Source organism: Enterobacter cloacae complex sp. SHL018, assembly GCF_049237905.1.
In the GTDB taxonomy this organism is placed as follows: Bacteria; Pseudomonadota; Gammaproteobacteria; order Enterobacterales; family Enterobacteriaceae; genus Enterobacter; species Enterobacter hormaechei_C.
Genome location: NZ_JBMKJE010000001.1, coordinates 287,872 through 309,203 on the forward strand (window position 1 = coordinate 287,872; position 21,332 = coordinate 309,203).

Sequence of the window (21,332 nt, forward strand, 5' to 3'; positions counted from 1 at the left end):
ACTGTTATAACAGTATTTTTCTTACCCTATGGCAATTTTGCTATTCCTCTACCATGCTCATATCACCTCACTCTTACTCGTGGGGCTTTTCGTAGTTGCTGATTAATCTCAAGGAAAAAGGTTATGAAAAAAACGACTGCTATTTTGATGGGCGCTGCATTTCTGTTTACCACCAATACCTTTGCGGCTGAACTGCTGACGAAAAACGAGTTTGAGAAAGTGGAATCACAGTATGAAAAAATCGGTACGGTTAGCACTTCCAATGAAGTCTCGGTAGACGACGCGAAAAAAGAGCTGATCGAGAAAGCCGATAAAGAAGGTGCTGATGTTCTGGTGCTGACTTCCGGCAACACCAACAACAAAATTCACGGTACCGCCGATATTTTCAAGAAAAAATAATGCCTTAGCAACCACCCCTGTTTCGGGGTGGTTGCGCGCCATACCTCCCGCCAGCCTTGTTTCTTGTCTCTTCTCGCTCAGAGATGTCCGTTGACACTTGATTACGCATTCATAATGCGTATAGTTCTCATTTGCATTTCTTTTAATAACTTTTAAGGCCCGACAACGGGTCATTTTTGCGCGCACGTTAAGAGCTCATTATGAACAACACCACAATGCACAAAACGCTGCTGGCGATTGCCATCGGCGCGGTTACACACTCCGCTTTTGCGGCGGATGAGAAAAAAGAGGACACCATCGTGGTCCAGTCCACGGCGGGGAGTGATTTCAAACCCGGTGGTGACCAGCTGCTTCCAGCCTTCCTCGACGGCCAGGTGGCGAACGGCGGGCGCATGGGTATGCTCGGTCAGCAGAACGCCATGGACGTGCCGTTCAACATCATCAGCTACACCTCGAAGCTGGTGGAAGATCAGCAGGCAAAAACCATTGCTGACGTGGTTGCCAACGACGCGGGCGTACAATTTGTTCAGGGTTACGGCAACAGCGCGGAAACCTTCCGCATTCGCGGCCTGAAGTTTGACGGCGACGATATGACCTTTGGCGGATTGTCCGGGGTGCTGCCGCGTCAGGTGGTGGATGCCCAGATGGTCGACCGTATCGAGATCTTCAAAGGGGCCAACTCCCTGATGAACGGCGCCGCAAGCTCCGGCGTGGGCGGGATGATCAACCTTGAGCCCAAACACGCGGGCGACACCCCGCAGGCGAAAGTGGGCGTTGACTACACCTCGGATTCCCAGATTGGCACCACGCTGGATGCGGGTCGTCGCTTTGGTGATAACGACCAGTTTGGCGCGCGCGTGAACCTCGTGCATCGCGAAGGCGAAACCGGCGTGCCGAACGACCGCCGCCGCACCACGCTGCTCTCCACCGGCCTGGATTACAAAGGCGACCGCTTCCGCACCTCGTTGGACCTGGGCTACCAGAAAAAAACCTTCCACGGCAGCCCAACCAGCGTCAACATCTCGGCGGTGGACTTTGTGCCTGAGCCGCCGAAGAACGATCGCAACTTCTCGCAGAAGTGGGCCTACAGCGATATCGAAAACGAGTTCGGGATGTGGCGCAGCGAGTATGACATCACCGATAGCTGGACGGCATATACCGGTCTCGGCGCGCAGCACGCGCACGAAGAAGGGATCTACAGCGCGCCGAAGCTCCTCGATAAGAGCGGTAATGCGACGGTCAGCCGCCTTGATACCAACCGCATCAGCGATTCCGTCAGCGGCATGGCGGGCATTCGCGGTAACTTCACTACCGGCTTCGTCTCGCACAAGGTGAACGTCGGGTATTCGGCGATGACCAAAAACGAAAAAATCGCGTGGAAAATGTCGGCCGCGGCGGATAATCCGACCACCAACATCTACCACAACACCGGCGTGGCTATGCCGGACAGCAGCAACTTCAGCGGCTCTGGCGGCAAATACAGCGATCCGCTGACCAGCGGGCGCACCCGCACGCAGGGCTGGCTGCTGAGTGATACCCTGGGCGTGCTGGATGACAAGCTGCTGTTCACCGCAGGCGCACGTCATCAGAAAGTTGTCATCCGCGGGTACAACAAAATCACCGGCGCGGAAAACGACGCGGACGGTTTCGACGGCAGCCGCTGGATGCCAACCTACGGCGTAGTCTATAAACCGTGGGAGGAAATTTCCCTCTACGCCAACCACACCGAGGCGTTACAGCCCGGTGAAACTGCGCCGAACACTGCTACTAACTACGGCCAGAGCACCGGTATCGTGCACTCTAAGCAGAACGAAGTGGGCGTAAAGGCGGACTTTGGCCGCGTGGGCGGCTCCCTGGCGCTGTTTGAGATCAAAATGCCGTCGGCGATCCTTGACGACAGCGGTCACTACGGCCTGGATGCAGAACAGCGTAACCGCGGCGTGGAGCTGAACGTCTTCGGCGAGCCAATGCTTGGGATGCGCCTGAACGCCAGCGCCACCTGGTTGCAGGCCGAGCTGACCAAAACCAAAAACGGCGTCAATCAGGGCAACGATGCGATCGGTATTCCGAGCTTCTACGCCGTGCTGGGCGCAGAGTACGATATCAAGCCGATTGAAGGCCTGACGGCGACCGCGCGCGTTAACCACTCCGGCACGCAGTATGCCGATCTTGCGAACACCAAAAAGCTGGACAGCTACACCACGCTGGATCTGGGCATGCGCTATCGCTTCGCGGTGAACCACAATGAAAACCAGATGACCGTGCGGGCAGGCATCGACAACGTGACCAACGAGAACTACTGGTCAAGCGTGGATGATTCCGGTACTTACATCACTCAGGGCGAGCCGCGTACCTTTAAGGTCTCGGTTGGCTACGAGTTCTAAGCGTTCCACCTCGTTATCCGGGGCAGGGACGCCCCAATCCCTTCGTTGTCGTGTTATAAAATTGTAATAAAAGCTTCTTACACTGGTCGCCACATCCTTACCTCTTGGCCAATGACAGGAAGCCGCTATGGGCAGACCCCTCAAATCCGTATTTAAAAAAGAACATCGCGACGATATCAGTAACCGCAGCGCTAACCCGGTATTCTCCGAGGTTGCAGAGGTGTTCCTCTCCCGCCGCCGTTTTCTCCAGATGGGGGCCGTAGCGGGGGCCGCCGTATCATTCCCGTATCTGATCACACCCGAAAATGCCATTGCCGCGGTATCGAAGCCTTCCGCGCTGGCAAAAGCGGTTTCCCTGGGCTTTACCAGCATCGACGTCTCCACGGAAGACACGGTCAGGGTGCCAGAAGGCTATATTGCCCGCCCGTTCTATCGCTGGGGTGATCCGACGGGAATCAAAGACAACATGCCGGCATTTAAGCCGGACGCCAGCAATACCACAGACGAACAGGCTGTGCAGGCGGGTATGCACCACGATGGCATGGCGTGGTTTAGCCTGCCGCAGGGGGCGCAAAACCCGGAACATGGCCTGCTGGCGCTGAACCATGAATACATCGATAACGGGATGCTGTTTACCGACGGTACGGCGAACTGGAGCCTCGATAAAGCCCGCAAGGGGCAGAACGCGATGGGCGTGTCGGTGGTGGAAGTGAAAAAAACGGGCAGCGGCTGGGAGGTGGTGCGTCCGTCTTCCTTCGCCCGGCGTATTACCGTCAATACGCCGATGCAGCTTACCGGCCCGGCGCGGCATCAGGATTTAATGAAAACCGCCGCCGATCCGCAGGGGGAACGCGTTCTGGGCACCATGCAGAACTGCGCCAACGGCCACACGCCGTGGGGCACCTATCTCACCTGCGAGGAGAACTGGTCGGACATTTTTGTGAAAAAAGCCGATCTCAATCCGCTGGAAAAACGCTACGGCATCAGCGACAGCGATGAGTCCTACCGCTGGAACGAGGTGGATGAGCGGTTCAGCGTCGATAAAACCCCTAACGAACCCAACCGTTTCGGCTGGGTGGTGGAGATCGATCCCTACAACCCGACCTCCACCCCGCGCAAGCACACCGCGCTGGGCCGCTTCAAGCATGAGGGGGCCGCCGTCACGCTCGCCGCCGATAATCGCGTGGTGGTCTACATGGGCGACGACCAGAAGTTTGAGTACATCTATAAGTTTGTCTCCGACAAAAAATACGATCCCGCGAACCGGGAAGCCAATATGCAGCTGCTGACGTCCGGCACGCTGTACGTCGCCAGGTTCAACCAGGACGGAAGCGGCGACTGGCTGCCGCTGATCTTCGGGCAAAATGGCCTGGATAAAAGCAACGGGTTTGAAAGCCAGGGCGATCTGCTGATCAAAACCCGCCTGGCGGCCGACGCGGTGGGGGCAACGAAAATGGATCGTCCCGAGTGGATTGCCGTCGATCCGCACGCCAGCGGCAGCGTCTACTGTACGCTCACCAACAACAGCGATCGCGGTAAAGAGGGGAAGGCACCGGTCGATGCCGCTAACCCGCGCGCCAACAACGTGTTTGGTCACATCATGCACTGGCACGAAGAGGGTGCCGATCCTGCCGCCGCACGCTTTAAGTGGGATATTCTGGTTATGGCCGGGCGTACCGACGGCGACGATCCGAAGGCCAAAGGCTCCATGCAGGGCGCGGCATTCGGCAGCCCTGATGGGTTGTCGTTCGATCACCAGGGCGTCCTGTGGATCCAGACCGACGTCTCCTCCAGCACCATCAATAAGAAAGCGTACGAGGGGATGGGCAATAACCAGATGGTCGCCACCATTCCGGGTACCAACGAGTATCGCCGTTTTCTGACCGGGCCGCGCGGATGTGAAATCACCGGCATTGCATTTACGCCGGACAACCGCACGCTGTTTATCAACATTCAGCATCCGGGGGAGGGCGGGGATGATATTACCGACCCGGCCAATCCGCGCGCTGTTTCCAACTGGCCAGACGCCAGCCCGAACGGGCGTCCGCGATCGTCAACGGTGGTGATTACCAAAGCTGACGGCGGGATCATCGGGTCGTGACGTTTATCCGCCGGGCGCATGCGCTGGCCCGGCGTTAAGCTTGCTACCACCAGCATGAAGTGTTAAAACGTGCCCCTTCTAAAAAAGAGACAGGGGTAGGGCGTGAAAGACGCGTCATCCGCTTCAGGCCATGGTAGCGCTGAAGCTTCGTCGGATCAGAGTCCGACGCTGCAACGTGGTTTGCAAAATCGACATATTCAGTTAATTGCCCTTGGCGGCGCGATCGGTACCGGGCTGTTTCTCGGCATCGGCCCCGCCATTCAAATGGCTGGCCCGGCGGTTCTGCTGGGTTACGCTATCGCCGGGATTATCGCCTTCCTGATCATGCGCCAGCTCGGCGAGATGGTCGTTGAAGAGCCGGTGTCCGGCTCCTTCGCACACTTTGCCTATAAATACTGGGGGCCGTTCGCAGGCTTCCTCTCCGGCTGGAACTACTGGGTGATGTTCGTGCTGGTGGGCATGGCAGAGCTGACCGCCGCTGGCATCTATATGCAGTACTGGCTCCCGGACGTGCCGACGTGGATTTGGGCCGCGGCCTTCTTCATCATCATTAACGCCGTTAACCTTGTGAACGTGCGCCTGTATGGCGAGACCGAGTTCTGGTTTGCGCTGATCAAGGTGCTGGCGATTATTGGCATGATCGGCTTTGGCCTGTGGCTGCTGTTCTCCGGTCATGGCGGCGAGCGCGCAAGCATCGACAACCTGTGGCAGCACGGCGGCTTTCTGGCGACCGGCTGGAAAGGGCTGATCCTCTCGCTGGCAGTCATTATGTTCTCCTTCGGCGGGCTGGAGCTGATTGGCATCACCGCGGCTGAAGCGCGCGATCCGCACAAAAGCATTCCGAAAGCGGTCAACCAGGTGGTATACCGTATCCTGCTGTTCTATATCGGCTCGCTGGTGGTGCTGCTGGCGCTCTATCCGTGGGTAGAAGTGAAATCTGACAGCAGCCCGTTCGTGATGATCTTCCACGATTTGAACAGCAACGTGGTGGCTTCGGCGCTGAACTTCGTCATTCTCGTGGCGTCATTGTCGGTTTACAACAGCGGGGTTTACTCCAACAGCCGCATGCTGTTTGGCCTCTCCGTACAGGGCAACGCGCCGAAGTTCCTCACCCGCGTCAGCCGTCGCGGCGTGCCGATCAATTCGTTGTTCCTGTCTGGCGCTATCACCTCGCTGGTGGTGCTGATTAACTATCTGCTGCCGAAAGAGGCGTTTGGCCTGCTGATGGCGCTGGTTGTCGCCACGCTGCTGCTGAACTGGATCATGATCTGCCTGGCGCACCTGCGCTTCCGCGCGGCGATGCGCCGCAAAGGGCGCGAGACCCAGTTTAAAGCGCTGCTCTATCCGGCGGGGAACTACCTCTGTATCGCCTTCCTCGGCCTGATTCTGGTGCTGATGTGCACCATGGATGAGATGCGCCTGTCAGCGATGCTGCTGCCGGTGTGGGTGGTGTTCCTGGTCATCGCGTTTAAGCTTTCACGCAAAAAGTAGCGCGGTTTTCTCCCTCTCCCTGTGGGAGAGGGCCGGGGTGAGGGCACCAGACCGCACCAAACCAGACCGCACCCGCCTTCACGCCCGGTGGCGCTGCGCTTACCGGGCCTACATGTTCGGGGACGTTATTTAGTAGGCCGGGTAAGGCGCAGCCGTCACCCGGCACCTCCCCTTCACCTTTATCGTGACTCCCCTCCCAATTCTGTTTTGATCCACAGGATCTTTGTTTTGTAATCGATTACTTTTCATTTGAACGAATTTGTAATCGATTACTTTTTCCGGGTGAGGCTTATCATGGTGTCAACTGAGAGTAGTGAAAAGGCGATAACGCAGCACCGGCTGCTGGTGCCGCGTCTGTCGCTGATGATGTTTCTGCAATTTTTTATCTGGGGTAGCTGGTCGGTCACGCTTGGCCTGGTGATGACTCAGCACAACATGTCTTTGCTGATTGGCGACGCGTTCTCTGCCGGACCCATCGCTTCCATTCTTTCGCCGTTCGTGCTCGGGATGCTGGTGGACCGCTTCTTTGACTCGCAGAAGGTGATGGCGGTGATGCACCTCGCAGGCGCGGCGATCCTCTGGTTCGTGCCGGGGGCGCTGATTGCTGAGAACGGCGCGCTGCTGATTGGCCTGCTGTTTGGCTACACGCTCTGCTATATGCCGACGCTGGCGCTGACCAACAACATTGCGTTTCACAGCCTGGCGAACGTGGATAAAACCTTCCCGGTAGTGCGTGTGTTCGGCACCATCGGCTGGATCGCGGCGGGCATTTTCATCGGCGTCACCGGCGTGGCGTCCAGCGTCACCATCTTCCAGGTGGCGGCGATAAGCTCCGTGTTGCTGGCGGTCTACAGCCTGACGCTGCCGCACACGCCCGCCCCGGCAAAAGGCCTGCCGGTAAAGGTGCGGGATCTCTTCTGCGCGGACGCCTTCGCGCTGCTTAAAACCCGCCACTTCTTCGTTTTCTCCGTCTGCGCGATGCTGATCTCCGTCCCGCTCGGCACCTATTACGCCTACACCGCCTCGTATCTGGCGGATGCCGGCATTGCCGACGTCAGCACCGCCATGTCCTTCGGGCAGATGTCTGAGATCGTCTTCATGCTGGTTATTCCTCTGCTGTTCCGCCGCCTGGGCGTGAAATATATGCTGCTGATCGGCATGCTGGCGTGGTTTGTACGTTATGCCATGTTCGCGCTGGGCGTCAGCGAGGAGGGGCGCATTCTGCTGTATCTCGGCATTCTGCTCCACGGCGTCTGCTACGATTTCTTCTTTGTCGTCGGCTTTATCTACACCGACCGCGTGGCGGGCGAAAAGGTCAAAGGCCAGGCGCAGAGCATGATCGTGATGTTCACCTACGGTATCGGCATGCTGCTCGGCTCTCAGATTTCCGGCGCGCTCTACAACCGCCTGGTGGCAGGACAGACCGTGCCGCAGGCGTGGGTCACATTCTGGTGGATCCCGGCGGTGGCTGCCGCGGCGATCGCGCTAATTTTCCTTCTCACGTTTAAGTATGACGATGACAAGGCGTAACGTTCAGGAGGTGGTATGAGGACAATGAAAGGACCGGGCATTTTTCTGTCGCAGTTTATTGGCGGGGAAGCGCCCTTCAACACGCTCGACGGGCTGGCAGGATGGGCGGCGGGGAAGGGTTACAAAGCGGTGCAGATCCCCTGCAACCATCCGCATATCTTTGATGTGGAGAAAGCCGCAGAGAGTCAGGCCTACTGCGACGACATCACCGCCAGGCTGGCCGCGCATGGGCTGGTCATCAGCGAGCTGTCGACCCATCTGGAAGGGCAGCTTGTTGCGGTAAACCCGGTTTACAGCGAGGCGTTTGACCACTTCGCCCCTGCTTCCGTGCGCGGTAACGATGCGGCGCGACGGGCGTGGGCGACGGAGAAGCTGAAGCAGGCGGCGGTTGCCTCGGCCCGATTAGGCCTCAAAGCACACGCCACCTTCTCCGGATCGCTGGCCTGGCCGTTTTTCTACCCGTGGCCGCCGCACAACGAGCAGCGTTTTCAGGATGCATTCGGGGAGCTGGCAGCCCGCTGGCGGCCGATTCTGGATACCTTCGACGAGCAGGGCGTGGACGTCTGCTTTGAGCTGCATCCGGGGGAAGATCTGCACGACGGCGTCACCTTCGAGCGTTTTCTGGCGCTGGTCGATAACCATCCGCGCTGTAATATTCTCTACGATCCAAGCCATATGCTGCTCCAGCAGATGGACTATCTGACCTTTATTGATATCTACCATGCGCGCATTAAAGCGTTCCACGTGAAGGACGCCGAGTTCCGCCCCAGCGGGCGCAGCGGCGTCTACGGCGGCTACCAACCGTGGATCAACCGCGCCGGACGCTTCCGCTCGCCCGGCGACGGACAGATCGACTTTAAGGGCATTTTCAGCAAGCTGACCCAGTACGACTACGACGGCTGGGCGGTGCTGGAGTGGGAATGCTGCCTGAAGGATGGCGATACCGGCGCGAGTGAGGGCAGTGAATTTATCCGCCGTCATATCATCCCGGTTTCCGGACGGGCGTTTGATGATTTCGCCGCAGGGGGCAGCCATGATTAACGTCGGGATTATCGGCAGCGGGTTTATTGGCCCGGCACATATCGAGGCGCTCAGGCGTCTCGGGTTTGTGCAGGTGGTCGCGCTCTGTGACGGCTCGCTCGTTAAGGCGCAGGAAAAGGCGCACCAGCTCAATGTGCCGCACGCCTGTGCCAGCGTGGAGGAACTGCTCGCGCTCCCTAATCTGCACGCGGTGCACAACTGCACGCCGAACCACCTGCACGCGGAGATTAACTGCCAGATCCTGCGTGCGGGCAAGCACGTGTTTTCCGAAAAGCCGCTGTGCATGACGCCGGACGAGGCGCGCGAGCTGGTGGCGCTGGCGGAGCAGGCAGGTGTGGTGCATGGCGTGAGTTTTGTCTATCGCCAGTTTGCGATGGTGCGCCAGGCGGCGAGCATGATGCGTACGGGCAGCCTCGGGCGGCTGTTTGCTTCGCACGGCAGCTATTTACAGGACTGGATGCTGCTGGAAACCGACTACAACTGGCGGGTGGATGCCGCGCTCGGCGGCGCGTCGCGGGCGGTGGCGGATATCGGCTCCCACTGGTGCGATACGGTACAGTATGTGACCGGCAGGCGCATTACCGAGGTGATGGCTGATTTATCCACCGTCTGGCCGACGCGCAAGGCCAGCGCGGGCGGTCATCAGACCTTCTCCCATGACGAGCAGGCGGAGTATGAAGACAAACCGGTCACCACCGAAGACTTTGGCTCGGTGCTGTTCCGCTTTGACGACGGCAGCAAGGGCAGCTTTAGCGTCTCGCAGGTGAGCGCGGGGCGAAAAAATCGCCTGACCTTTGAAATTAACGGCAGCGAGCAGTCGGTGGCGTGGGATCAGGAAATCCCGCAGCAGCTGTGGGTCGGCCATCGCGCCAGGGCAAACCAGATTCTCAGCGACGATCCGGGCCTGATGAACCGTGACGTGGCCGACAGCGCCCACTTCCCCGGCGGGCACATTGAAGGCTGGCCGGATGCCTTTAAAAATATGATGGCGCAGTTTTACCGTGCCGTGCAGGCGGGCGCGATGCCGGATAATCCGCAGTTTGCCACCTTCCACGATGGCGCCTGTGTGATGTATATCATTGATGCGATTATGAAAAGTCATCAGCAGCAGCGCTGGGTGCGCGTGGAATACTGACGCATTGCCCGGTTCGCCGGGCAATCAATTTATGGTAGCCTGCACAAAACGCTAACCGCAGGATGTATCGTCACTATGTCAATTCAGAAAATCGCTCAACTGGCCGGGGTATCCGTGGCAACGGTCTCCCGCGTACTGAATAACAGCGATACCGTGAAGGCGAAAAACCGCGAGCGCGTTTTGCAGGCGATCCAGGAGAGTAACTATCAGCCCAATCTGCTGGCGCGTCAGCTGCGCACTGCCCGCAGCTATATGATCCTGGTGATGGTCTCGAACATCGCCAACCCGTTCTGCGCCGAAGTGGTGAAGGGCATTGAAGCCGAGGCAGAAAAGAACGGCTATCGCATTCTGCTGTGCAACTCCGGCTCGGATATTGAGCGCTCCCGCTCGGGCTTAAGCCTGCTCTCCGGCAAAATCGTCGACGGCATTATCACCATGGATGCGTTCTCGAAACTGCCGGAGCTGGCCGCGCTGATTGGCAACGCGCCGTGGGTGCAGTGCGCTGAATACGCCGATGCGGGCGCGGTCTCCTGCGTGGGGATTAATGATGTTGATGCCTCCCAGCACGTTGTCAGCCAGCTTGCCGACGGGGGACGCAAACGCATTGCGCTCATCAACCACGACCTCAGCTACAAATATGCCCGTCTGCGCGAGCGCGGCTATAAGAGCGTCATACACCTGCGGGATCTGGATTATCAGGCGGTGGAGTACGCCAGTGAGCTCAGCTCTGGTGCGGGCATGGCGGCGATGCAACATCTGTTAAAAGCAAACCCGCCGGATGCGGTGTTTGCCGTTTCCGATACGCTGGCGGCGGGGGCGCTGCGCGCCATTCAGCAGGCAGGGCTGCGGGTGCCAGAAGATATCGCGGTGGTCGGCTTTGACGGCACTGAGCTGGCGGAGATGATTTCACTCACCACTATTGAACAGCCGTCGCGGGATATCGGGCGCAAGGCGGTCAATCTGCTGTTAAATAAGATCGACAACCCGGATGCGCCCACGGAAAGGGTCATGATGGACTGGCGCTTTATTTCCCGCGCCAGCTCCTGATTATCTGGCGATGACGCCAGCCAGCGAGCGAATATCGTTTCCGGTTGGCGACTGGTGAATACGCAGGCCAAATTCATCTACCACCGCGAAAATATGATCGAAGATGTCGGCCTGAATATCTTCGTATTCCGCCCAGATCACCGTGTTGGTAAAGGCATATATTTCAATCGGCAGCCCGTTGGCATCCGGCGCGAGCTGGCGCACCATCAGCGTCATATCTTTGCGAATGCGCGGGTGGTTACGCAGATATTCATTCAGGTAGGCACGGAAGGTGCCGATATTGGTCATCTTGCGCAGGTTTAATACCGATTCCCCTTCGCCGTTCTGCTGATTCCACAGGTTAATTTCCTCATGACGCGCCGCCAGATACGGCTTCAGCAGTTTCGCCTGAATCAGTTTCTGCTGCTCCTGCTCGTCGAGGAAATGAATGCTGGTGGTATCGATATTCAGGCTACGCTTGATGCGGCGACCACCGGAGGCGGACATGCCGCTCCAGTTGATGAACGCATCGGACACCAGCGCCCAGGTCGGGATGGTGGTGATGGTGTTATCGAAGTTGCGCACTTTAACGGTGGTCAGGCCGATGTCGGTCACCGTGCCGTTGGCGCCGTACTTCGGCATCTCCAGCCAGTCGCCGAGCTTGAGCATGTCGTTGGCGGAGAGCTGAATGCCCGCCACTAAGCCCAGTATCGGGTCTTTAAAGACCAGCATCAGAACGGCAGCCATCGCACCCAGGCCGCTTATCAGAATGGCGGGTGACTGACCGATCAGCAGGGAGATAATCAGTATCCCCACCAGAATGGCACTCACCAGCTTAACGCCCTGGAATATCCCCTTCAGCGGCAGCTGCGAGGCGGTGGCCATTTTCTGCGACAGATTGAAAATCACGTCCAGCAACGAGAAGAAGGAGAGCAGGGCATAAACCATCACCCACAATTTCGCGCAGGTGGTGAGTAATTCCGCCGCTTCGCTGCCTTTTTGCAGCCACAGAACCGCCTGAACGTTGACGATTATCCCCTGGAGGGTAAACGCCAGACGGTGAAATAATTTGTTCTGCGTAATGATCTGCAACCATAAATGACTGCTGGCCTGGGCGCGTTTCTCGAATGCGCGCAGCACCACTTTGTGCAGAATAAAATGAACGATAATGGCTGTAAGAAAAATAATACCAAAGATAATCACTAAAGAGGTGGTGTGATTAATTTCAATCCCTAACTCTTCAACCTGAGCAATTAATTCCTGCATAACGTCTCCTGTATTGATGCAGCCCCATAATGGCGGCTGCGGATCTATTATGCAAATTCAGGCAGTTTTATTTTGTCGCCGGACAGGCCTTGACGACCGGTAAACACAGACGATGACGCATACGCAGCGTGACCAGCGCCAGCACCACCATCATGGCCGTTTCCACCATCAGGAAGACGTTGACCGCCTGGGTGTAATCTCCGTGATGATTTTGCAGCCCGTGCAGCAAAATCGCGCCGAAAATGGCCGGGCCAAGCCCCAGCGCAGCCTGTTGCAGCGTGCTTAAAATCGCGCTCGCGGCCCCCGCGTCGTCAGGCTGAATATCGCGCATCCCGATACGGTAGAAGCTGTTTACAATCAGCGCCTGCCCGTAACCCACCAGCCCGGTGGCCGGGGCCAGCGTCAGCGCGGTATTCTGCATTCCCCAGTGACGGAACGTGGCGATCAGCGCCACCAGGCCGACAAGCTGAATCGCAAGCCCGGTCAGCAGGATGGCGCTGGTGCTGTAGCGGGCAATCAGGCGTGGGGCGAACCAGGCAGAAATAAAATAGGTGACGCCAAGCGCGATAAAGCTGTTCCCGGACTGCCACGGCGCCATTCCCAGACCGCTTTGCATGGTCAGCGCCATGCAGAACATAAACCCGGACCAGACGCTGAAAAAGAGTATCCCAATCAGCACGCCAAAGCGGATGCTGCGCAGCTGTAACAGGCGCGGCGCGATGAGCGGATGGGCATTCTCACGCTCTTTTTTGCGCGCGTTCAGCACCATCAAACAGGCCAGTGGCACAATCGCCAGCAGGGCGGCCTTCAGCGGCCACGACCAGTGCCACTGCGGGCCGAGCGCCATCGGGAACAGCAGACAGCACAGTATCGCCGTCAGCAGGACAGTCCCGGTCCAGTCAATGCGCGACGGCGTGTCGCGGCGGGTTTCCGGCACGTAGCGACGGCTCAGCGCCAGCACCACCAGACAAATCGGCACGTTGATAAAGAAGGCGTTGCGCCAGCCCAGCCCGGCGATGTCCGCCGACACCAGCCAGCCGCCACCCATCTGGCCGACGATAAACGCAATTCCGCCGATACCTCCAAACAGGCTGATCGCTCTGGCGTGTGCCGTTCCTTTTAACGTCACATGCAACGTCGCGAGAATTTGCGGCATGATCAGCGCGGCGCCCGCACCCTGCATAATGCGCGCGCCAAGCAACTGTTCGATATTGCCCGCCATGCCGCACAGCAGTGAGGCCAGGCCAAAACACGCCACGCCCCACATAAACAGGCGACGGCGGCCAAGGTTATCGCCCAGCTTGCTGCCGGGGGCCAGGCAGACGGCAAAGGCCACGCCGTAGAGGGCGACGATCAGCTCCAGTTCGGTGGCGGTGGCGTGTAACGAATGGGTGATGGAATCCAGCGCCACGTTGGTGATTGAGGTATCAATCAGCGGCAGCATCTGGCCGGTTAACAGCAATATCAGGCCCGCACGACCCGGTGAAACAACTGACGTATTCATGGTGACTCCATTGCGTCAAACAGCGTAGAGTCGTAGCATCAACCATCTGATAAACGGGTACCAGTTCTTGCTTATACTGGTACTGACACTACCATGCAGGAGATGTTATGGCGCTGATGTCTGAACCTGTCACCTCTCTCCAGGATGACACCCGCAAGCAGCTGGGCGCGTTTTTGCGTGCCCGGCGCGAAAGCCTCGATCCGCAGCGGCTCGGCTTACCGCGCAGCGGCCGCCGCCGCACGCCGGGCCTGCGGCGAGAGGAGGTGGCGATGCTCGCGGATGTCGGCGTGACCTGGTACACCTGGCTGGAACAGGGCCGGGACGTCAATCCGTCCAGCGCGGTGATGGCCGCCATCGCAAAAGCGCTGCAATGCACCCCGACCGAAGCCCGACATCTTTTTGTGCTCGCCGGTTTGCCGCCGGGCGAAGCCCCGCAGGCGGTGTGTTGCGAGGGGATCAGCGAAGGCACGCGTCGCCTGCTGGATACCCTGATGCCGAAACCAGCCAGTATTCAGAAACCGAATTTCGATATCGTGGCCTGGAACGACAGCTTCGGACACCTGATGGGCGTCGATTTCAAAGCCATCCCGCCGGAAGATCGCAACTGTATTTACCTGTTCCTCACCCATCCGGCGTGGCGCGCGCGGCTCGGCAAACGTGACGACGTGCTGCCGATTTTCGTCTCCTACTTCCGCGCGGCCATGGCTGAGCACCGTGGCGACCCGCTCTGGGAAGCGAAGCTGGCGCGTTTTTTTGCGGTGTCCGAAGAGTTCAAAACCCTGTGGCACCAGCGTAACGACGTGCGCGGTGTGGAGAACCAGCTCAAGCTGTTCACCCATCCCGAGCTGGGGGATTTTCATCTCCAGCAGATGTACTGGTACTCCGCCCCGCGAAACGGATCGCGGCTGCTGGTCTATTTACCCGTGGATGAGGCAGGGGAGAGGGCGATGGCGTGGCTGGCGGAGCAGGGGAAATAAGTTTTTTGCGAGGGGCTTTCAGGGAATCAACGCGGATCCGGTCCTGCCTGGAATAAGCTGGTAAGGTGAATCACGAAAGGCAAAATTAGCCTTTAATGCAAATTGCCTTACATGCTAATATTATCAGGGATGAAATACAGTGTTCAGACTTATCGTTCATGCGGCAGTCAGGGAGGAGATCCTCTCATTGCCTGCGGGAGTACAGGCGAAGCTGATTCGCCAGCTTGATAAATTACGCAACAACCCGACAGTATTGCGTGAACCTGACAGCAAACCCTTACCCAATGGTTTGTTCGAAATCCGAACCGTCGGGCTGATCCATACTCGTGGGATCTACGTTTATCAGCGGGAAAGAACCATTTTTCTGCCGCGGGTGTTTATCAAGAAGACGCAAAAAACGCCCTCTGCTGAACTCCGTCTGGCACTGAAACGACAACAGGAGATGTTGGATGAGCAAAAAGATTATTGACTGGGACGAACTCAGAGCTGAACTGTTAAGCGATTCAGAAGTTCAGGCTTCCTTTGATGCAGAAGAGCGCAAGGAACGCCTGCGGGAGATGCTGGCGCAATGGCGCAATCATGCTGGTCTGACGCGCGCCCAGGTGGCGGAGCGGATGGGCGTCAGCGCACCGACGGTATCACGAATGGAAGCAAATATTACCCGGGCGAGTCTCGATACATTAACGCGTTATGCGCTGGTGTGCGGGGTAAAGCATCCGCAGATAACGCTTTACTGAAAACGGGCACGCCGATAGCCGGCGTGCCAGAAGCGCTTAGCATTCAGTCACAATCGTGCTCAGCGGCAGGCGAGATTTCGGCAGCGTGGCGTTGAAATCTTCCACGCTGTGATGCCCGACCGGGACCACCACCAGGCTGGTGAAGCCTTTCTCTTTCAGGCCAAACTCTTCGTCGAGGATCGCGGCGTCAAACCCTTCGATGGGGACCGCATCGAGGCCCATCGCGGCCACGCCCAGCAGGAAGTTGCCGACGTTCAGGTAAACCTGCTTCGCCATCCACTGGTCGTCATCTTTCAGATCCACGCGGTGCATGTCGGCAAAATAGCAGCGGCCTTTATGGTTCGCGGCTTTTGCTTCTGGCGTGGCGAAACGGCCGTCAGCCTCTTCCTGATCGACAACGCGCTCAAGCCAGGCATCGTCCATCGCGGTTTTCGCGCAGAACACCACCACGTGAGAGGCATCCAGCATTTTGCGTTCGTTAAACACATAGGTGCCCGCCGCGGATTTTGCCACGCGCGCTTTACCCTCTTCAGTGCTGGCAACAATAAAGTGCCACGGCTGGGAGTTGGTGCTGGACGGGCTGTATTGCAGCAGCGTTTTGATTTTTTCCGCTTCTTCTGCGGTCAGTTTTTTGGCTGGGTCGAACGCCTTGGTAGAGTGGCGTTTCAGGGCGACAGAAATAATATCCATAACAACTCCTGGTGATGAAATTCGCCCGCGGGCGGGCGTGAAAGGAAAGCAGATTACCGCGCGAAGCGGGAAAAGATAAGTGCGATTCGAGCGCTTATTCTGTTCGTCTCAGACGAACAATCAGGCTGGCCGAATCCACTTCTGATCTTTTTTCGGCAGTTTATCAACGACCAGATTCCACGAATCCGTAATCAGGTCGGTGACCAGTTCAGGCGTGATGTCGTCCGTGCCATAAAGTGAGATCCAGTGTTTTTTATTCAGATGGTAACCGGGCTCCACGCCACGGTAGATCTGCTGATTGAGCAGCGATTTTTCCGGATCGGATTTCAGGCTGACGTGGGCCCGACCGTGTGCGGTCGCCATCAGCATAAAAATTTTCCCGCCCACCTTAAACACGTCATACTCCGGGCCAAACGGCCAGCAATGTTCGGTAAAAGGCCTCTCCAGCGCGACGCGTCTGGCATGTTCCTGCAAGGATTTACTGTCCATGGTTATCTTCCTCAGCAAGCCCGCGCCACATGACTTCAAAGCCCAGCGCTTTAAAATCGACGGCACGGGACGGATCGCGCGCGGCAAACTCCATGGTGGTTTCAGCCAGCGATAAGAACATTGCATCACCGAAGGTCTTAAACTCGTCAGACATAAACACCGGGCGGATCGAACGACGACACAGTTCATGCAGTTCCGGGAACATGTCTTTCACCGCCTGCTCGGTTTCGGCGTTCAGCTTTTCACTGACGCCAATCTGGCGGATAGCCGCATGCGCCAGGGGGTTACGAATGCCCCAGTCTACATAGCTGTTCCAGATATTGCGGGTATGCTCTTTTGGCTCGGTGATGGTGCGATCGAGATTCGCCAGCATGGTCTGGCAGAGATCCTGCTTCAGATGCAGGTAGAGGGCATTCAGCAGATCGTCTTTGGTAGCAAAGTAGCGAAACAGTGTCCCTTCAGCGACGCCCGCATTACGGGCAATTAACGCCGTTGAGGCGGCAATACCTGACTGCGCAAACGCAGCCGTTGCTGCTTCCAGTAAGGCCTGTTTTTTATCTTCACTCTTCGGACGTGCCACTAAATTTTTCCTCCCGTCAATTGTAAAAGCCCTGATTGAAACACGAGCCTTGATACGCTGCAACGCGGAATGTCAAAGAACGAAAACCTTCTTGACGGCGTAATCATCCTATCTATAATGAGTGCTTACTCACTCATAATCAAGTGTCACCCGCGCAAACCATCGGATGGGGCGCGTAGGCGGGTCAGGAAATGAAAAAGCCTCTATTCATCTGCGTGGTGTTAGTCATGATTATTGCTTCAGCTGCCAGTTTACCGTTTGTACTGAATGCCGGATTTGGCCAGCCACCGCAGGGTGCGCAGCTCTCTGAAGTGGAAGCCTCTCCGCACTATCGCGACGGGCAATTCCATAACACGCTCCCTACGCCGGGCTTTACCGGGCAACAAAATATGCTGGTGGCGTGGTGGCAGTTCCTTACCCGTAAAACCGAAAACGCCCGTCCTGCGCAGCCGCTGCCGCTGGTGAAAACCGATCTAGCGAGCCTGTCGCCTGAACAGGACACGCTGGTGTGGCTCGGCCACTCCTCCTGGTATATGCAGCTGGCGGGGAAACGCATCCTGATCGATCCGGTTCTGAGTAGCTACGCCGCACCGTTCTCCTTCCTCAATAAAGCGTTTGCGGGGGAGTACCCGTGGCGTGCGGAGAGCATGCCGGAGATCGACCTGCTGATTATCTCCCACGATCACTATGACCATCTGGATTACGCCACCATCAAGGCGCTGCTGCCGAAGGTTAAGCGCGTGGTCACGCCGCTGGGCGTGGGTTCGCATCTGCGCTACTGGGGGATGAACCCTGAGATTATCGACGAGCGGGACTGGAACCAGTCGGTGCATATCAGCGATACGCTGACGGTGCACGTTCTGCCGGCGCGCCATTTTTCCGGGCGCGGCATTAAGCGTAACCAGACCCTGTGGGGCAGCTTTATGTTTGTCACCCCAGAGCGAAAGGTCTACTACAGCGGAGACTCCGGTTACGGCCCGCATTTCAAAGCGATTGGCGAGCAGTTTGGCGGAGTTGACTTAGCCATCATGGAAAACGGCCAGTACGACCAGGACTGGAAGTACATCCATATGCACCCGGCAGAAACGGCGCAGGCCTCGGCAGATCTCAATGCCAAAGCGGTCGTACCGGGACATAACGGGCGTTTTGTGCTGGCGAAACATACCTGGAACGATCCACTGATCCAGCTGGCGAAAGCCAGTAAGGATAAAAACTACCGGCTGCTGACGCCGGAGCTGGGCGAGCCCGTGCGGGTGAGTGATACCACGCAACAATTTCGCGAGTGGTGGGAATAATGTTTAAGCGAGAAGCAGAGGGGGAGAGCAGTATGACGATTTCCGCTCAGGTCATTGATACGATTGTCGAATGGATCGATGACAACCTACACCAGCCGTTACGCATCGAAGAGATTGCCCGCCATGCGGGTTACTCAAAATGGCATTTACAGCGGCTGTTTATGCAGTACAAAGGCGAAAGTCTGGGGCGCTACATCCGCGAACGCAAGCTGCTGATGGCGGCGCGCGATCTGCGTGAGTCAGACGAGCGCGTGTACGATATCTGCCTGCGCTACGGGTTTGACTCGCAGCAGACGTTTACCCGCATCTTTACCCGCACCTTCAACCAGCCGCCCGGGGCGTATCGCAAAGAAAACCACGGTCGGGCGCACTGAAAAACATCCCCTCACCCTAACCCTCTCCCCAAAGGGGAGAGGGGACGATTACACCCTCGCCCCTTTGGGGAGAGGGCCGGGGTGAGGGGATCAGACAGCACCATGCTTACCAGCTGTAATTCACCGTCGCCGTCACCGTCCGGCCAATCCCGTAGAAGCACGCCGTATCGCTTGCGCATGACGCCACATACTTCGTGTCTGCCACGTTATTGACGTTGAACTGCACGCTTGCCCCTTTCAGGCTGCGGTTCATCTCGCCCAGATCGTAGCGCAGCATCGCGTCATACAGATCCACCGATGGCACCTTGAAGGTGTTCTTCGCATCGCCGTAGCTGGTGCCGATGTAGCGCATCCCCACGCCAGCGGTCAGGCTCTTCAGCGCTCCGCCCGGAACGGTATAGCTGGCGAACGCCGATGCCATATGCGCTGGAATGCGCGCAGGCGTTTTGCCTTCAGTTCCCGCCACCGTGGTGCTTTCGGTTTTTGCATCGGTGTAAGTGTAGGAGCCAATCAGGTTGATGTTATCCATCAGCGTGGCGTGGATTTCCGCTTCAGCGCCTTTCGAACGCACCTTGCCCGCATTTTCGAACCAGCCTTCAGCGCTGTTATAGGTCGCTACGTTGTCCTGAGTCAAATCGTACAGCGCCAGGGTCATCAGCGTGGTGTCGACCGGCTGATATTTCAGGCCAATCTCGGTCTGCTCCCCGGTAGTGGGCCTGAATGGCGCGACGCCCGGCGCACGGTTGGTTTGCAGGTTCGGTTCAAACGAGGTGCTGTAGCTGATGTACGGCGACAGGCCAGAATCAAACGCGTACAGCAGGCCAGTGCGCCAGGTAAATTTGCTGTCGTTCTGCTGCGTAAAGCTGTTATCGGTGAAGTCGCTGGTACGCACTTCGCTCCAGTCGTAGCGCCCGGAAACCAGCCACTCCCAGTTGTTCCAGCTCATCTGATCCTGAAGATACAGGCCCATCTGGTCGAGATTTTGCTGCTCGTCGGACGCCGTATTGAAGGTACTTTCATCCACGTTCACGCCGTAAACCGGGTTTGTCCAGTCGAGGTCATACTGTGAGCCGCTCCCGCGCGCCAGCAGCTGTTTATTCTTACTGGTCTTGTAATCAAACCCGCCGAGCAGGGTGTGGTTGACGCTTCCGGTCTCCAGCAGATATTCCAGCTGGTTATCAAGGCCAAATTCGTTGGTCGTGCGCTCTTCACGCTGGGCGCGACGGGTCAACACCGTGCTGTTGGCCGCGCTGTTGGCGTAAACCAGATAACGATATTTCTGCTTGATGGTGGCGTAACGGGCGTTCTGGCGGAAGGTGAGGTTGTCGGCGAACTGGTGTTCCAGCTCGTAGCCAATCATCGTCTGCTCGCGCCAGGATTGATTGTAATTCGGATCGCTGACGTTAAAGTCGCGCGGGATGTACTTCCCGTCGGCACTTTTCACCGTGCCATACGCGGGCAGGAAGTTGCGGTATCCGGCATCCGGATCTTTCTGGTAGCTGGTCAGCAGCGTAAAGCGGGTCTGATCGTTCGGGTACCAGGTGATCGCCGGGGCGATCGCCATCCGCGTCTCTTTATAATCGTCCACCTGATTATGCTGCGTACGGGCGATACCGTTCACGCGATACAGCACGCGGCCGTCGTCGCTCAGCTTGCCGCCGAAATCAAACGCACCTTCGGCGAGATCGTTATTGCCGGTGCGGAACTGCACGTTGTGAATGGCCTCCGCCGTCGGGCGCTTGCTGGTCATACTGATTAACCCGCCAGGATTCACCTGTCCAAACAGCACCGAGGCCGGGCCGCGCACCAGCTCCACGCGCTCCAGCAGCCACGGGTCAACTGTGCCCGTCTGTGAGGAAGCCGTTGCGCCAAAGCTTAAGCCGTCGAGGAATTTCGGCACGTAGCTAAAGCCGCGCACAAACACCTCGTCGTTACGGTTAGACGAGCCCCGGTACTCGGTAAACACGCCCGCCGAGTAGCGCAGCGCCTGCGAAACGGAGGTGACGTCCTGCATGTTCATCTGATCGCGGGTGATCACCGATACCGACTGCGGCGTCTTCACGATCTCCGCGCTGGTCTTGGTGGCGGAGAGCGTTTTCGTCGCCACAATGCCTTTTACGGGCGCAGTGGGCTCTTCAGTCACGCCCTGCGTCACCGTAATCGTTTCTTCTTTCGTTTCTGCCTGAGCCGCGACGCTGGTCGTCGCCAGACTCAGCAGCCAGAGCTGCATTATCTTATTATTTTTAAACATTTTTATTGAACGTCCTTGGTTGCTATCGCCATAAAAACACCGGTAAAACGCCGTTGATGATA

19 protein-coding genes are annotated in these 21,332 nt (G+C 57.7%); 13 read left to right on the forward strand and 6 right to left on the reverse strand.

The window, feature by feature from the left end:
* The first annotated feature begins 123 nt into the window (after nucleotides 1–123).
* From yahO to ACOTY5_RS01555, 8 genes are all read left to right on the forward strand, one after another.
* Nucleotides 124–399 (forward strand): DUF1471 family periplasmic protein YahO, encoded by a 276-nt coding sequence (gene yahO / locus ACOTY5_RS01520; protein ID WP_015571217.1) that lies wholly within the window; start codon nucleotides 124–126, stop codon nucleotides 397–399.
* Between the two features lie 200 nt (nucleotides 400–599).
* Nucleotides 600–2,783, forward strand: a complete 2,184-nt coding sequence (locus ACOTY5_RS01525) for a TonB-dependent receptor (protein ID WP_023296057.1) — start codon at nucleotides 600–602, stop codon at nucleotides 2,781–2,783.
* Nucleotides 2,784–2,910: 127 nt separating this feature from the next.
* Nucleotides 2,911–4,884 carry a PhoX family protein gene (locus tag ACOTY5_RS01530; RefSeq protein ID WP_023296058.1) on the forward strand — a complete coding sequence of 658 codons (1,974 nt, stop codon included), beginning with the start codon at nucleotides 2,911–2,913 and terminating at the stop codon, nucleotides 4,882–4,884.
* A 102-nt stretch (nucleotides 4,885–4,986) separates the two neighbouring features.
* Nucleotides 4,987–6,375, forward strand: coding sequence for a phenylalanine transporter (gene pheP, locus ACOTY5_RS01535; RefSeq protein ID WP_421631818.1), 1,389 nt, complete (start codon nucleotides 4,987–4,989; stop codon nucleotides 6,373–6,375).
* Nucleotides 6,376–6,669: 294 nt separating this feature from the next.
* On the forward strand, nucleotides 6,670–7,905 hold the full coding sequence (locus ACOTY5_RS01540; RefSeq protein WP_421631819.1) for an MFS transporter: 1,236 nt from the start codon (nucleotides 6,670–6,672) through the stop codon (nucleotides 7,903–7,905).
* Nucleotides 7,906–7,920: 15 nt separating this feature from the next.
* On the forward strand, nucleotides 7,921–8,946 hold the full coding sequence (locus tag ACOTY5_RS01545; RefSeq protein WP_023296060.1) for a sugar phosphate isomerase/epimerase family protein: 1,026 nt from the start codon (nucleotides 7,921–7,923) through the stop codon (nucleotides 8,944–8,946).
* On the forward strand, nucleotides 8,939–10,081 hold the full coding sequence (locus tag ACOTY5_RS01550; RefSeq protein WP_032682234.1) for a Gfo/Idh/MocA family protein: 1,143 nt from the start codon (nucleotides 8,939–8,941) through the stop codon (nucleotides 10,079–10,081). The genes ACOTY5_RS01545 and ACOTY5_RS01550 overlap by 8 nt, the downstream gene beginning before the upstream one ends.
* A 75-nt stretch (nucleotides 10,082–10,156) precedes the next feature.
* Nucleotides 10,157–11,128 carry a LacI family DNA-binding transcriptional regulator gene (locus ACOTY5_RS01555; RefSeq protein ID WP_045142075.1) on the forward strand — a complete coding sequence of 324 codons (972 nt, stop codon included), beginning with the start codon at nucleotides 10,157–10,159 and terminating at the stop codon, nucleotides 11,126–11,128.
* On the opposite strand, the gene ACOTY5_RS01560 is transcribed toward ACOTY5_RS01555, so the two are convergent.
* Both ACOTY5_RS01560 and ACOTY5_RS01565 read right to left on the reverse strand, forming a co-directional pair.
* Nucleotides 11,129–12,373: a mechanosensitive ion channel family protein gene (locus ACOTY5_RS01560; RefSeq protein ID WP_015571212.1), complete on the reverse strand. Its 1,245-nt coding sequence runs from the start codon at nucleotides 12,371–12,373 to the stop codon at nucleotides 11,129–11,131.
* Between the two features lie 67 nt (nucleotides 12,374–12,440).
* Complete coding sequence (locus ACOTY5_RS01565) at nucleotides 12,441–13,877, reverse strand: MFS transporter (RefSeq protein WP_015571211.1); 1,437 nt, start codon at nucleotides 13,875–13,877, stop codon at nucleotides 12,441–12,443.
* 107 nt (nucleotides 13,878–13,984) lie between these two features.
* Here ACOTY5_RS01565 and ACOTY5_RS01570 point away from each other — a divergent pair, with 107 nt between their 5' ends.
* The 3 genes from ACOTY5_RS01570 (at nucleotide 13,985) to ACOTY5_RS01580 (ending at nucleotide 15,591) form a co-directional block, all read left to right on the forward strand.
* The gene (locus ACOTY5_RS01570; RefSeq protein ID WP_045142076.1) at nucleotides 13,985–14,854 is read left to right on the forward strand and encodes a helix-turn-helix transcriptional regulator; all 870 of its coding nucleotides are present in this window, start codon (nucleotides 13,985–13,987) and stop codon (nucleotides 14,852–14,854) included.
* A gap of 139 nt (nucleotides 14,855–14,993) precedes the next feature.
* The gene (locus ACOTY5_RS01575) at nucleotides 14,994–15,323 is read left to right on the forward strand and encodes a type II toxin-antitoxin system RelE/ParE family toxin (RefSeq protein WP_045142077.1); all 330 of its coding nucleotides are present in this window, start codon (nucleotides 14,994–14,996) and stop codon (nucleotides 15,321–15,323) included.
* Nucleotides 15,304–15,591: a helix-turn-helix domain-containing protein gene (locus ACOTY5_RS01580; protein WP_015571209.1), complete on the forward strand. Its 288-nt coding sequence runs from the start codon at nucleotides 15,304–15,306 to the stop codon at nucleotides 15,589–15,591. The genes ACOTY5_RS01575 and ACOTY5_RS01580 overlap by 20 nt, the downstream gene beginning before the upstream one ends.
* Nucleotides 15,592–15,627: 36 nt before the next feature.
* On the opposite strand, the gene nfsB is transcribed toward ACOTY5_RS01580, so the two are convergent.
* From nfsB to ACOTY5_RS01595, 3 genes are all read right to left on the reverse strand, one after another.
* Entirely contained in the window at nucleotides 15,628–16,281 is a 654-nt protein-coding gene (gene nfsB / locus ACOTY5_RS01585; RefSeq protein WP_003858884.1) for an oxygen-insensitive NAD(P)H nitroreductase, read from the reverse strand.
* A 120-nt stretch (nucleotides 16,282–16,401) separates the two neighbouring features.
* A complete protein-coding gene (locus tag ACOTY5_RS01590) occupies nucleotides 16,402–16,770 on the reverse strand; it encodes an MmcQ/YjbR family DNA-binding protein (RefSeq protein ID WP_017382552.1) in 369 nt (122 codons plus the stop codon).
* Nucleotides 16,760–17,350, reverse strand: coding sequence for a TetR/AcrR family transcriptional regulator (locus ACOTY5_RS01595; protein ID WP_045142079.1), 591 nt, complete (start codon nucleotides 17,348–17,350; stop codon nucleotides 16,760–16,762). Before ACOTY5_RS01595 ends, ACOTY5_RS01590 begins: the two co-directional genes overlap by 11 nt.
* Nucleotides 17,351–17,541: 191 nt before the next feature.
* Here ACOTY5_RS01595 and ACOTY5_RS01600 point away from each other — a divergent pair, with 191 nt between their 5' ends.
* Together ACOTY5_RS01600 and ACOTY5_RS01605 are read left to right on the forward strand one after the other, a co-directional pair.
* On the forward strand, nucleotides 17,542–18,645 hold the full coding sequence (locus tag ACOTY5_RS01600) for a RomA family MBL fold metallo-hydrolase (RefSeq protein WP_017382551.1): 1,104 nt from the start codon (nucleotides 17,542–17,544) through the stop codon (nucleotides 18,643–18,645).
* A 32-nt stretch (nucleotides 18,646–18,677) separates the two neighbouring features.
* Complete coding sequence (locus tag ACOTY5_RS01605; protein ID WP_003858880.1) at nucleotides 18,678–19,019, forward strand: RamA family antibiotic efflux transcriptional regulator; 342 nt, start codon at nucleotides 18,678–18,680, stop codon at nucleotides 19,017–19,019.
* Between the two features lie 106 nt (nucleotides 19,020–19,125).
* Here ACOTY5_RS01605 and ACOTY5_RS01610 read toward each other — a convergent pair whose 3' ends face one another.
* Nucleotides 19,126–21,270 (reverse strand): TonB-dependent siderophore receptor, encoded by a 2,145-nt coding sequence (locus ACOTY5_RS01610; RefSeq protein WP_045142080.1) that lies wholly within the window; start codon nucleotides 21,268–21,270, stop codon nucleotides 19,126–19,128.
* Nucleotides 21,271–21,332 lie beyond the last annotated feature (62 nt).